This window comes from Micromonospora sp. NPDC003197 (genome assembly GCF_053590565.1).
In genome coordinates this window covers 47416-59997 of sequence record NZ_JBSFTE010000001.1, presented here as the reverse complement: position 1 = coordinate 59997, position 12582 = coordinate 47416, and the positions used below count along the sequence as shown (strand labels likewise).

Below are 12582 nucleotides of genomic sequence, written 5' to 3'. Positions count from 1 at the left end.
TTATCGCCCGCGTCACGCCGGTACGCGTGGCGATAACTTCATGATCAACAACTGTCCTGGTGGGTTGGCCGACTACTTGACCAGGTTGTCCAGCAGTAGGGCGCAGCGGATCAGACCGAGGTGGCTGTAGGCCTGCGGGTGATTGCCCAGGCCCCGCTCGGCGAGCGGGTCGTACTGCTCAGGGAGCAGCCCGGTCGGCCCGGCGGTGTCGACCATCTGCCGGAACAGTTCCTCGGCGTCCGAGCGCCGGCCGGTACGAAGGTACGCCTCGATCAGCCAGGCGGTGCAGATGTGGAACCCGCCCTCCCGGCCCGGCAGCCCGTCGTCCCAGTGGTAGCGGTAGACGACCGGTCCGCTGCGCAGATCCGCCTCGATCTTGAGGACGGTGGCCAGGAACCGGGGATCGTCGTCCGGCAGCAGCCCGGAGAGGCCGATCCAGAGCGAGGAGGCGTCCATCTCCTCATCGCCGTACGCCACGCTGTAGGCCCCGGCACCCTCGTGCCAGCCGTACTCGAGCACGTTGTGCCCGATCCGGTCCCGCAGCTCGACCCAGTCCGGCCGGTCGCCGTCACCGTGCTGGCGGACCATGTGCAGCGCCCGGTCCACCGTCATCCAACACATCACCTTGGAGTAGACGTGGTGCCGGGGAGGCAGACGAGCTTCCCAGAGGCCGTGGTCGGGCTCGTGCCACCGGCGGCTGACCGCCTCGACCATGTTCTCCAGCACTCGCCACTCGGAGTCCCGTACCGAGCCGCGCAGGTCGGCCACGGCTGCCAGCAGGTCGGCGATCGGGCCGAAGACGTCGAGCTGGAGCTGGTGGTTGGCCAGGTTGCCGACCCGGACCGGCCGGGAGCCGGCATAGCCGGGGAGGGTGTCGATGACCGCCTCGGCACCCAACTCGTAGCCGTCGACCGTGTAGAGCGGGTGCAGCCGTTCCGGGTGCCCGCCGGTGCGTTCGATGCAGCCGTCTACCCAGCGCAGGAAGGCTTCCGCCTCGACGATCGAGCCCAAATCCACCAGCGCGCGAGCGGTCATCGCCGCGTCTCGCAGCCAGCAGTAGCGGTAGTCCCAGTTGCGTACCCCGCCCAGCTCCTCGGGCAGCGACGTGGTCGCGGCGGCGAGGATGGAGCCGGTGGCCTCGTGGCACAGCCCGCGCAGGGTGAGGGCACTACGGGCGACCATGTCCCGGGCGGTGGTGGGCAGCCGTAGCTGGGCCACCCAGTCCTGCCAGGGACGCTCGGCGGCGAGCTGACGCTCGTGCACCGGGGTCCGGTGATGCTCCAGACTGTGCGAGCCGAACCGTAGCTCCACGGTGATCGAACCACCTGCGGCGGAGAGATCGACCAGGGCCCGAGCCGTCTCGTAGCCACCGTCCGCCACCACGTTCCAGGTCACGCCCGGGGAGTAGAGCGAAACCGGCTCGTTGGAGCCGAGCACCAGCAACCCGTCGCCCAGCGGCTGCAACTGCACCGCCACCTGGCCGAACTCGGGTCGGGGGGCGAACTCCAACTGCACCCGGCCGGAGCCGGTGAGGACCCGGATCAGGGTCGAGTCACCGCTGATCACCGCGTTGCCGGCCGGTACCTCGTCGCTGGAGGGTCGGTCCAGCCAGTCGGTGACGGTCAACCCGGACCAGCGGGTCTCGACGGTCATCGTGCCGGCCCGATAGCGCTGGCCCAGGGGCAGGCCGCCGCGCTCCGGTGCGATGCTGAAGTGCCCGGCCGGACTGCCGCCGACCAGGTCGGCGAAGATCGCCGACGAGTCCGGCTTGGGGTGGCAGAGCCAGGTGAGCTTGGCTTCGGGAGTGACCAGAGCGACGGTACGGCCGTTGGCCAGCATCGAGTGCCGCTCGATTGGTACCGCCCGCTCGCCGAAGAGCCAGTGCCGCCGGGTCTCCAGCAGCAGACCGAGCACCCGGGCGGCCTCGATCGGCTCGTTGACCCGGTAACCCGCCTTGGTCTCGCCCGGACCGATCTTGATACCGACGTCCGGGCCGTGCAGGTTGCCGAAGGCGTTCTCGTCGGTGACGTCGTCGCCGATGAACAGGACGGCGCTGGCCGACATCTGGGTGCGGAGCTGGTCGACCGCGGTCCCCTTGTGGGTGGCGACCACCGAGAGTTCGATGACCTCCTTGCCCTGGGTCACCGTTACGTCCGGCCAGGTGGCTGGGCCGTCGAGCACCGCCGTCACGACCGCAGCCCGGGTCTGCGGGTCCGCCCCCCGGGTGTGTACGGCGATGCTGGCCGGTTTCCGCTCCAGCCGTACACCGGTCTGGTCGGCGACGATGGTGCGCAGCTCGTTGCGAAGCCGGGTACGTACCTCCAGCAGTTCGGGGGAGAGCCGCTCCACGAAGCCGATGTCGAATTCCGACCCGTGGCTACCCACGAGGTGGACCTCGCTGGGCAGCCGGGAGAGGGCCGCGAGGTCGCGGAGCGCGCGCCCGGAGACGACCGCGACGGTGGTTTGCGGCAGTGCCGCGAGGGCCCGGATGGCAGCGACCGATTCCGGCAGCGGTACCGCCTTGGTCGGGTCTTCCACGATCGGTGCCAGTGTGCCGTCGTAGTCGCAGGCGATCAGTAGCAGGGGCACCCGAGCGATCCGGCCAACGGCGGCCCGCAGCGCGGGGTCGATGGCCTCGGCGGCCGGCGGTGCGCCGTCCAGGACGGCTGTCTTCACGCCGCCTCCTTGTCGGGCACGCCCAGCTCCTTGAGGAAGGACCGCGCCCACTGCCCCACGTCGTGGGTCCGCAGATGACGCTGCATGATCCGCATACGGCGCTTGGCCTCGACCTTGTCGACGTGTACGGCACGCAGCAGGGCGTCCTTCACACCGTCGGGGTCGTGCGGGTTACAGAGAAAAGCCTGACGCAGCTCGGTCGCGGCGCCGGCAAACTCGCTGAGCACGAGCGCGCCGCCAGTGTCGGCGCGCGATGCGACGTACTCCTTGGCCACCAGATTCATTCCGTCTCGCAGTGGGGTCACCATCATCACGTCGGCCGCACAGTAGAGCGCGGCCAGTTCACTGCGACTGTACGACTGGTGGAGATAATGGACGGCCGGCACGCCGACACGCCCAAATTCGCCATTAATCCGACCAACTTCGCGCTCTACCTTGACCCGAAGTGCCTGGTAGTGCTCGACCCGCTCGCGGCTGGGTGTGGCGACTTGCACCATAACCGTCTCGGGAACTGTCAACTTTTTGTCAGACAACAGCTCCCGGAATGCTTTAAGGCGAAGCTCGATGCCCTTGGTGTAGTCCAGCCGGTCCACGCCGAGGATGACGGTCTTCGGGTCACCCAATTCGGCCCGGATCTGCTTGGCCCGGGCCTGCACCGCCGGGTCGGCGGCCATCCGCTCCATCTCGGCCACGTCGATCGAGATCGGAAAGGCGCCGGCCTTCACCTGGCGGCCGTCGACCTGGATCATCTGGCCCGCGTAGCGCAGCCCGAGCAGGTGCCGGGCCAGCCGGACGAAGTTCTGCGCCGCCAGTCGCTGCTGGAAGCCGACCAGGTCCGCGCCGAGCAGGCCGCGCAGCACCTCGGCGCGCAGCGGCATCTGCATGAACAGCTCGATCGGCGGGAACGGGATGTGCAGGAAGAAGCCGATGCGCAGGTCGGGGCGGAGTTCCCGAAGCATCGCCGGGACGAGCTGAAGCTGGTAGTCCTGCACCCACACCGTGGCGCCCTCGGCCGCGACGTCCGCGGCGGCCTCCGCGAATCGGGCGTTGACCAGCCGGTACGCCTCGCGCCAGCGGCGCTTGTAGGCGGGGGTCTCGACCGCGTCGTGGTAGAGCGGCCAGATCGTGGCGTTGGACTGCCCCTCGTAGTAGCGCTCCAACTCCTCGGCGCTGAGCGGAACCGGGTGCAGTCCGATGCCGTCCAACTCGAACGGCTCCGGTGCCGCGCCGACCCCGCCGGCCCAGCCGACCCAGGTGCCCTGGTGGGCCACCAGCACCGGGTGGAGTGCGGTGACCAGACCCCCCGGACTTCGGCGCCACTGTCGTCCCTCGGGCGTGGTCACCTCGTCAACCGGTAAGCGGTTGGCCACGACCACGAACGAGCTACGTACCGTCACGATCCGAACACCTCCGGGTGGTTACGGGTTCACCGCATGAGCGTACTGAGCGTAGCCGCGCCCCGTGGCCCTCTCACTGCCCCACCGAGCCCCTTGGTGAAACCGCTTGGTGATCTTGATAACAAGGGCCTGGCTCGGGACGTTCGACCGGGGTGATGTGGGCGGACGGGGCAGAACCTGTCAGGATTGAGGATGGCGTGCGCGGCATCAGCCGCCATTTGTGACTTGCGTGGCGCACCACACCGCCCACTGAATCTCGTTAACTCTGGAGGTAGGCCGCACCGTGGCCCAGTACATCTACGTCCTGGAAAAGGCGCGCAAGGCGCACGGCGACAAGGTCGTGCTGGACAATGTGACGCTGAGCTTCCTGCCCGGAGCCAAGATCGGCGTGGTCGGTCCGAACGGCGCTGGTAAGTCCAGCCTTCTCAAGATCATGGCGGGGCTGGACCGGCCGAGTAACGGCGAGGCGCGCCTGATGCCCGGCTACACGGTCGGCCTGCTCGCCCAGGAGCCGCCGCTGAACGACAGCAAGACCGTCCTCGGCAACATCGAGGAGGCGGTCGCGGAGACCAAGGCCAAGCTGGACCGGTTCAACAAGATCGCCGAACAGATGGCCACCGACTACTCCGACGAGCTGATGGAGGAGATGGGCAAGCTCCAGGAGGAACTGGACCACGCCGACGCGTGGGACATCGACTCCAAGCTCGAACTCGCGATGGACGCGCTGCGCTGCCCCGCGCCGGACGCCGACGTCACCCAGCTCTCCGGTGGCGAGCGGCGCCGGGTGGCGCTGTGCAAGCTGCTGCTGGAGGCCCCCGACCTGCTGCTGCTCGACGAGCCCACCAACCACTTGGACGCGGAGAGCGTGCAGTGGCTGGAGCAGCACCTGGCCAAGTACGCCGGCACCGTCATCGCCATCACCCACGACCGGTACTTCCTGGACAACGTGGCCGGCTGGATCCTCGAACTGGACCGGGGCCGCGCCGTCGGCTACGAGGGCAACTACTCCACCTACCTGGAGAAGAAGGCCGCCCGGCTGGCCGTCGAGGGCCGTCGGGACGCCAAGATGAAGAAGCGGCTATCCGAGGAACTGGAGTGGGTCCGGTCCAACGCCAAGGCCCGGCAGACCAAGTCCAAGGCCCGGCTGGACCGCTACGAGGAGATGGCCAGCGAGGCGGAGAAGACCCGCAAGCTGGACTTCGAGGAGATCCAGATCCCGCCGGGTCCACGCCTGGGCAACACCGTCATCGAGGCGCACGGCCTGACCAAGGGCTTCGGTGACCGGATCCTGATCGACAACCTGAGCTTCTCGCTGCCGCGTAACGGCATCGTCGGCATCATCGGCCCCAACGGCGTCGGTAAGACCACCCTGTTCAAGACCATCGTCGGACTGGAGCAGCCGACCGACGGCAGCGTCAAGATCGGTGAGACGGTCTCGCTGTCGTACGTCGACCAGAACCGGTCCGGCCTGGACGGGAACAAGACGGTCTGGGAGGTCGTCTCCGACGGGCTCGACCACCTGATGGTCGGCAAGGTCGAGATGCCGTCCCGGGCGTACGTGGCGGCCTTCGGCTTCAAGGGGCCGGACCAGCAGAAGCCGACCAAGGTGCTCTCCGGCGGTGAGCGCAACCGGCTCAACCTGGCGCTCACGTTGAAGATCGGCGGCAACGTGATCCTGCTCGACGAGCCCACCAACGACCTCGACGTCGAAACCCTCTCCTCGCTGGAGAACGCGCTGCTGGAGTTCCCCGGCTGTGCCGTGGTCATCTCCCACGACCGGATGTTCCTCGACCGGGTCGCCACGCACATCCTGGCCTGGGAGGGCGACGACGAGAACCCGGCCAAGTGGTTCTGGTTCGAGGGCAACTTCGAGGCGTACGAGAAGAACAAGGTCGAACGGCTCGGTGCCGACGCCGCCCGGCCGCATCGGGTCACCTACCGCAAGCTCACCCGTGACTGACGGCAAGCGGTACGTCTACCACTGCGCGCTGCGGTGGTCCGACCTCGACGCGTACGGCCACGTCAACAACGCCCGCTTCCTCACCCTCTACGAGGAGGCCCGGGTGGCGTTGATGTTCTCCGGTGGCCGGGCGTGGGGCGTCGACTCGTTCGCCGATGGAGTGGTCATCCGGCGGCACGAGGTCGACTACCTACGCCCGGTGGACTACGCCATGGGTCGGGCCACGGCGGAAGAGGCACCCACCGTCCGGATCGAGATGTGGATCCCGGAGATCCGGGCGTCCCACTTCACCGTCGCCTACGAACTCTTCGACGGCGAGGTGTTGGCCAGCCGGGCCCGCTCGGTGCTCGTACCGTTCGACCTGAAGCTGCAACGGCCCCGACGGATCACTGACGAGGAGCGGGCGTTCCTGCTGCCGTACACGATCTTGGATCCGCCGACCGGCGAAGGTCGACGATGATCGGCTCTGGGCGGGTCGCTGGATGGTGACCGGTCAGCGGCGGTCCGCCGATGAGCCCGGCTCGACCCCGGCCGGGCACGGCCTGGTCGGGGTCGCGGACGCGGGGGCCTTCCTGGCCCGGCTGACCCGGCTGGACCGGACGGCGGTGGTACGGCTGCGTTCCGTACCGCCGTCGGAGTCGACCGGTGATGCCCACCGGACCGCTCTCTGGGCGCGACTGCCGTGGAACGTGCTGGTCGGTCGGACGGTGGCCGGAGCAGGGGTGGGCGACGTGACGGTAGCTGCCGGGGACCTGCTGGCCGAGTTGGCACGCAACGGGACCGACCTGCCGTACCGCCGGGACGCGGACTGGCGCTGGCCGTTGCCGCCCTCGGCCAGCCGGGTGGTGGAGACGCTGCCGGGTGCGGAGCTGCGGCGCATCGCCGCCGCCGCAGCCGGCACGCTGCGCAGCGCCGAGGCGCACGGGGTCGGCGGCCGGGCGGTGGGGCAGCGGGCGGTACGCGACGCCTTGTTGGACCACGTGGCGGTGGTGGTGACCCAGGCAGGCGCCGACGGGACACCGCCGGCCCGCGCGGAGGTGTCGCAGCGGCTGGTGCAGGCAATCGTCCGGATGGGCTTCCTCGGTCCGGGCACGCCGACCACCGACCGGGATTTTGCCGGCGCGGCCGACGATGCCCCGGTGCAGGTGCGGCTCGCTGGCAACTGGGTTGGCCTGTCCGCACCGTACGGAGTGACATGGTCACTCAAGGTCAGCAATCTTGTGATGCGACCCGTGCAAGTTCCACCGAACGGATGATGTCCGCTGGTACGTCTGGTTTGGTGCTGCCGTTAGGGGGGTGCCCTAAGCCGACTGTACGGGTACCGTCGTGCCTCGGATCCAACGCACCGTAGGCGGCTGGATCCGCTGGGGAGCGAGGTGCGCGAGCGATGCCGTGGTGGTCATGGCGCCCCGGTCACACCGGTGGCGGTGAGCCGGAAAGTCGAAGCAGGTCTTCTGCTGTTACTGCTGACGGCAGCGTACGGGTCGGTCCGCCGGCACCACGCGAGCCCGAACACGACTGCCTGCCCGCAGAGCGGTCCACGATGAAGGACATGGCCGGCGACATCGCCCCGGTCACGTTGCACCGGATCGGTAACGCCCTCGACCTGCTCGACGTGCGCTACCTGGCCGATGGCGACGGCAACCTGTTGGCCATGTGGGAGCGGCACGCGGTGCTGTTCACCCTGGAGGGGCCGGAGGACGAGATCCTCGTCGTGCGGGCCCGACCACATGCCACCGTTCCGCCGGACTGGGCCGATCGGGCCTACCGGGTGGTCAACGAGTGGAACCACACCCGCCGGTTCTGTAAGGCGTACGTGGGCGATCCGACCGAACGCGGGCAGCTGCCGATCTATGCCGAGTTGCAGGTGCCGCTGAACGCTGGGGCGCACGATGCGCTGCTGGTCGAGATGCTCGACTGTGGTGCGGCGGTGGCCTCCACCTTTGTCGACTGGCTGCACGACGAGGGGGCCCTGCTCTAGCCCGCTCCATCCGAAAAGGACTACTCGTCACGCTCCGGTCCCGTATGTTGCGGCGCGCCGTGGTCCGGGACCGGAGGGCGTGAGGTGCGGCGGCGATGGCGGGGTCGGGGTGCTCTCAGGTGCACAGGGGGTGGCGCTGCTGACCGGGTGCGGCGTACCGGCCGGCACCGACGGGGACCTGACCGATGACTGGGGTGCGCTGCCAGTGGCGCAGCAGTTCGTTCCCCAGACGGGTGTCTGCCGCCGATGAACGATCTTGCCGAGGTCGGCCGGGATCCCGGGCGGAACCATCGCAGCTGCCGGTCGGTGATTGCCCGGTACGTAGGGGTGCCGGACGACGGGATGATGACGTACCGGTCAGGAACGGCGTACCGCACCCCCTCCGAGGAGGCATGGGCCCGTGGTGACCGGGGCATCCGGTGTTTTCTGTACTCCGGTGATCGGGTGCTGAACCGGTCGCTCAAGGGCGGCGGGGTCGCCGCCCTGCCGATCCGAACGGCCTAGCGGGGTGGGTCAGGAGCTGGCCTCGTCGGCCGGATCCACGTTGACCATGAAGTGTGCGGCCCGCTCCAGGTAGTCCCAGAGCATGTGGTCGTACTCCTCGGGAAGGTCGAGGCTGTCCACGGCCCGGCGCATCTGGCGCAGCCACGCGTCGCGCTCCACCGTCCCGACCCGGAACGGCGCATGCCGCATCCGCAGTCGCGGATGACCCCGCTGGGCCGAGTAGGTGTTCGGGCCGCCCCAGTACTGCATCAGGAAGAGTCGCATCCGATCGCTGGCCGGGCCGAGGTCGTCTTCCGGATACATCGGGCGGAGTACGGGATCGGTGGCGACACCGGCGTAGAACTCGTCGACGAGCTTACGGAAGGTCGGCTCGCCACCGACCGCTTCGAAGAAGGTCGCTGCCGGCTGCGGCTGGGCGGGCTCACTCGCAGGGTTCACGATTCCATCCTGCCAGCTTGTCCACGGCAGGGTTGACGCGTGGGTACGACGGTAGGTGCGGCCTGTCTCACATCGATCCGACGCCGGCCTGGGAGGTGGGCGGGCGGGGCGGCGGACCAGAGGTCTCCTCCGGCTGATCAGCGGTGTGCGGTTCCCCGGTCTCCTCGATCGGGTCATTGCGCCGAGCCTCGGCGATGGCGGCGTCGAACCGGTCCGGTGTCGGCCACTTCAGGACGGTGATCAGCATCAACGCCGTACCCGCCAGGCTCCACAGCCCGACGGTGAGCGGGATCGAGTATCGGTTTGCGAGCAGGCCGGTCAGGAGTACGGCCACCCCCTGCATGACCTGGGTGCCGGTGCCCATCACCCCGAAGGCCCGAGCCCGGTAGCCGTGCGGGAGGGCACGGACGAAGAGACCGTTGGCCACCGGCATGAGGCCGGCGACGGAGAAGCCGGTGATCGCGGTCAGCAGGGCCACCACCGGGGCCGGCGGATTCAGCAGGGCTGGTACGAGGATCAGCGGCGAGAGTACGGCGAAGAACCGGATCAGCCGCTGGCGCAGCTCCGGCCGGATACCCCGTCCGATCACCAGACCGCCGAGGATGAATCCGACCGGGCTGGCCGCCATGATCATGGCCTGGGCGAGCGGGGCACCCTTGCCGTCGCTCTGCTCGTCGGCCCAGCCGGCGGCGAGCCCCTCGGGCACGATGGCGAAGAGCATCGAGGAGAAGACCAGGATCGCGATGGCCCGCAGTACGGGAGTGCCGAAGACGATCCGGAATCCCTCGGCGGTCTCCCGTAGCAGGTGGCTACGGTGGGCGGCGCTGAGCGCGGGTGGCCGGTGGCGCACACCGAACCGGACGAACGCTGCGGAGAGCGCGAAGGTGAGCGTGTTGACGAACAGGGCCAGATGCGGGTTGATCGCGGCGATACCCGCACCGGCCAGGTAACCGGCGAACTGGGCGGCCTGCCCGGTGCTGCTGATCAGGCCAAGCCCGACGACCAGTCGGTCACCGGTGAGGATGGTCGGCATCAGCGCCGACCGGGCCGCCTGGCTCGGCGGGTTGGCCAGGGCGGAGACGAAGAGTACGACCAGGATCGCCTTGCTGGGCAGCAGTCCGGGGATGGCGACCAGGGAGATCAGGGCCATCCGAGCCAGGTCGCAGACCACCATGACCCGGCGGTACGGGTAGCGCTCGGCCAGCGTGGTGAGCAGCGGACCGCCGATCAGCCAGGGCAGGAAGCTCACGGCGAAGGCGGCGGCGGACATTGCCACCGAATCCGTCTGTTGGTAGACCAGCAGGGTGACAGCGGCCTTGGTGAGGTAGTCGCCGAACCAGGTGAGGGCGCCGGAAGCATAGACCGCCCGGAATTCGGACTGGGCGAAAACTTCACGGAAGGTGGCAGGCCCTTCGTGGGCGTTTCGCTCGTCGGACACCAGGCGCCTCCATCGTTCTCGGCCGCTGACCACTGCTGATGGAGCTGCCGGGAACGTCGTCAGATGTGGCGGATCAGCGAGGGCTTCGTCACGCTCCGGGATTAGCTGTCCCGAATTCTGCCCGATCGTCTGACAGCCTGGCTAGTGCGAACGGCTAGTGCGTCGCATCAATGACTGAACGAACGGACGATACCTGACCCTCCACCTGGCGCGCGACCCCGCTATCGGCGGACAACCGCCCTGGTCACGCCGGTAGCTCAGGTGGCTCCACCCTGACCGGTGCCACCGTCGCCCTCCGCCGGGCTCGCCGGACGAGGGAACATCCGGGAAGCGGCAATACGGGCGGTGATTCCGGAATTCTCCAGCGCCTCGGTGAGCCGACGTCGTAGTTCCCGTGCCACCGAGAACTGACCGTCGGCGGTGGTCTTGACGACGGTACGGATCACCGCACCGTCCACGGTGATCTGCTCGACCCCCAGCACCTCCGGCGGCTCCACGATCTCCGTGGCCAGTTCCGGGTCGACTGCCACCGACTCCGCCGCCGTACGCAGCACGGCGGTCGCCTCCTCCGTACTGGCGAAGCCGATCGGCATGTCCACGACCACCATCGCCCAGCCCTGGCTCTTGTTGCCAACCCGGATGATCTCGCCGTTGCGGATGTACCAGAGCACCCCCCGCCCGTCGCGGATGGTGGTGATCCGCAGCCCGACCGCCTCGACAGTGCCGGTCGCCTCGCCCAGGTCGACCGTGTCGCCGACTCCGTACTGGTCCTCCAGCAGCATGAACAATCCGGCGAGCAGGTCCTTGACCAGGGTTTGCGCGCCGAAACCGATCGCCAGACCGGCGATGCCCGCACTGGCCAGCAGTGGGGCCAGGTCGAAACTCAGCTCGCTGAGGATCAGCAGTACGGCGATCGAGAAGACCACCGCCGTGACCAGGCTGCGTAGCACCGAGCCGATCGCCTCTGCCCGCTGCCGGCGGCGTTCGGGGAAGACCAGGCCCGGGTCACCGCCAGCGGTGGGGATGCGTTCCCGCAGTGGCTTGAGCACCGCCGGCACCGCGCTTTGCGAGGTGCTGCGTACCAGCCGCCAGATGGTGCGGTGGAGCAACCAGCGCACCAGCACCGCGATCAGGAAGATCATGATGATGCGGAATGGCTTGACCAGGATGTAGTAGCTGCTCTCGGCGAACCAGGCGGAGTCGGTCAACTGCCACATCAGGTCGCACAGCAGGTCGTCCTGGCAGCTCTGGCTGGGGGTGGGGTCGGGGGTTTCCTCGGCGGCCAGCACGAGGAGCGGATCAACGATCGGAGTCGCGGGGTTCACGGATGATTTCGTACCGCACCGGTGACGGCGGCCGACGTCCGACCCGCCGATTGGTGCTGAGGAGCGCAACCCGACCCGCCGCCGCCCGGCAGCGCGTGGTGCAGAACCGGTCATCTTGGCACACCGCGAAAAAGCTTCAAGCCGGACCCTCGATTAGTACGTGCATTCTCGGCACCTATCGGGGACTATTGGCGCACGGACGCCGGTGATCCGCCGGCGTTAGCTGCGGTCGCCACCTGGCGGGCCACGGACCCGACGGGTGAGACAGGAGCAAGCGGGACCACGACCGAGAGGGTGAGCACGATGCCTGACATACGACCCATGGCGGGCTCCGGAGCCTTGGTGCTCAATGCCACTTACGAGCCGCTGTGTGTCGTGTCGGTACGTCGAGCCGCGATCCTCGTCCTCTCCGCGAAGGCGGTTTGTGTCGCCGACGGTGACGGTGTCCTGCATAGTCCCCGAAACGCACTGCCGGTGCCGTCCGTGGTCCGATTGACCCGGTTTGTCCGGGTGCCCTACCGGACCCATGTTGGCCTCTCCCGGCGAGCGATCTTCGCCCGGGACGGCTGGCGGTGCGCCTACTGTCGGGGGCCGGCGGAGACCATCGACCATGTCTTCCCCCGCAGCCGGGGTGGCCGGCACGCCTGGGAGAACGTCGTCGCGGCCTGCGCCAAGTGCAATCACACCAAGGGCGACCGGACGCCGGCCGAGTTGGGCTGGCGGTTGCCCATCCCGCCGGCCGCCCCGAAGGGCACCGCCTGGCGGGTGCTGGGCCACCGGACCCCCGATCCCCGCTGGGCGGACTGGCTGGACCTGCGGGAGGTCGAGCTACGGGAGGTAGAGCCCGCCGCCTGACCGTCGTT

The 12582-nt window shown here is 68.7% G+C and carries 11 protein-coding genes; 6 read left to right on the top strand and 5 right to left on the bottom strand.

The window, feature by feature from the left end; genetic code table 11:
- Positions 1–72: 72 nt before the first annotated feature.
- Together otsB and ACWDV4_RS00310 are read right to left on the bottom strand one after the other, a co-directional pair.
- The gene (otsB, locus tag ACWDV4_RS00315) at positions 73–2661 is read right to left on the bottom strand and encodes a trehalose-phosphatase (RefSeq protein WP_449974118.1); all 2589 of its coding nucleotides are present in this window, start codon (positions 2659–2661) and stop codon (positions 73–75) included.
- An 11-nt stretch (positions 2662–2672) separates the two neighbouring features.
- The gene (locus ACWDV4_RS00310; RefSeq protein ID WP_449973626.1) at positions 2673–4073 is read right to left on the bottom strand and encodes an alpha,alpha-trehalose-phosphate synthase (UDP-forming); all 1401 of its coding nucleotides are present in this window, start codon (positions 4071–4073) and stop codon (positions 2673–2675) included.
- Positions 4074–4356: 283 nt separating this feature from the next.
- Between ACWDV4_RS00310 and ettA the strand changes: the two genes are divergently transcribed.
- The 5 genes from ettA (at position 4357) to ACWDV4_RS00285 (ending at position 8518) form a co-directional block, all read left to right on the top strand.
- Positions 4357–6033 (top strand): energy-dependent translational throttle protein EttA, encoded by a 1677-nt coding sequence (gene ettA / locus ACWDV4_RS00305; RefSeq protein WP_449973624.1) that lies wholly within the window; start codon positions 4357–4359, stop codon positions 6031–6033.
- Complete coding sequence (locus tag ACWDV4_RS00300; RefSeq protein ID WP_449973622.1) at positions 6026–6493, top strand: acyl-CoA thioesterase; 468 nt, start codon at positions 6026–6028, stop codon at positions 6491–6493. The genes ettA and ACWDV4_RS00300 overlap by 8 nt, the downstream gene beginning before the upstream one ends.
- Positions 6494–6515: 22 nt before the next feature.
- Entirely contained in the window at positions 6516–7289 is a 774-nt protein-coding gene (locus ACWDV4_RS00295) for a hypothetical protein (protein WP_449973621.1), read from the top strand.
- Positions 7290–7420: 131 nt separating this feature from the next.
- Entirely contained in the window at positions 7421–8014 is a 594-nt protein-coding gene (locus ACWDV4_RS00290) for a YbjN domain-containing protein (RefSeq protein WP_449973619.1), read from the top strand.
- A 246-nt stretch (positions 8015–8260) separates the two neighbouring features.
- The gene (locus ACWDV4_RS00285; protein WP_449973617.1) at positions 8261–8518 is read left to right on the top strand and encodes a septum formation family protein; all 258 of its coding nucleotides are present in this window, start codon (positions 8261–8263) and stop codon (positions 8516–8518) included.
- A 9-nt stretch (positions 8519–8527) separates the two neighbouring features.
- Here ACWDV4_RS00285 and ACWDV4_RS00280 read toward each other — a convergent pair whose 3' ends face one another.
- The 3 genes from ACWDV4_RS00280 to ACWDV4_RS00270 form a co-directional block, all read right to left on the bottom strand.
- A complete protein-coding gene (locus tag ACWDV4_RS00280) occupies positions 8528–8956 on the bottom strand; it encodes a globin (RefSeq protein ID WP_449973615.1) in 429 nt (142 codons plus the stop codon).
- Positions 8957–9023: 67 nt separating this feature from the next.
- Complete coding sequence (locus ACWDV4_RS00275) at positions 9024–10397, bottom strand: MFS transporter (RefSeq protein ID WP_449974117.1); 1374 nt, start codon at positions 10395–10397, stop codon at positions 9024–9026.
- A gap of 254 nt (positions 10398–10651) precedes the next feature.
- Positions 10652–11719 (bottom strand): mechanosensitive ion channel family protein, encoded by a 1068-nt coding sequence (locus ACWDV4_RS00270; protein WP_449973613.1) that lies wholly within the window; start codon positions 11717–11719, stop codon positions 10652–10654.
- Positions 11720–12022: 303 nt separating this feature from the next.
- Here ACWDV4_RS00270 and ACWDV4_RS00265 point away from each other — a divergent pair, with 303 nt between their 5' ends.
- Complete coding sequence (locus ACWDV4_RS00265) at positions 12023–12574, top strand: HNH endonuclease (RefSeq protein ID WP_449973611.1); 552 nt, start codon at positions 12023–12025, stop codon at positions 12572–12574.
- Positions 12575–12582 lie beyond the last annotated feature (8 nt).

Coding starts and splice junctions, on each gene's coding strand:
- ACWDV4_RS00285 (WP_449973617.1), top strand. CDS start 8,261: ATGAACGATCTTGCCGAGGTCGGCCGGGATCCCGGGCGGAACCATCGC.
- ACWDV4_RS00295 (WP_449973621.1), top strand. CDS start 6,516: ATGGTGACCGGTCAGCGGCGGTCCGCCGATGAGCCCGGCTCGACCCCG.
- ACWDV4_RS00290 (WP_449973619.1), top strand. CDS start 7,421: ATGCCGTGGTGGTCATGGCGCCCCGGTCACACCGGTGGCGGTGAGCCG.
- ACWDV4_RS00265 (WP_449973611.1), top strand. CDS start 12,023: ATGCCTGACATACGACCCATGGCGGGCTCCGGAGCCTTGGTGCTCAAT.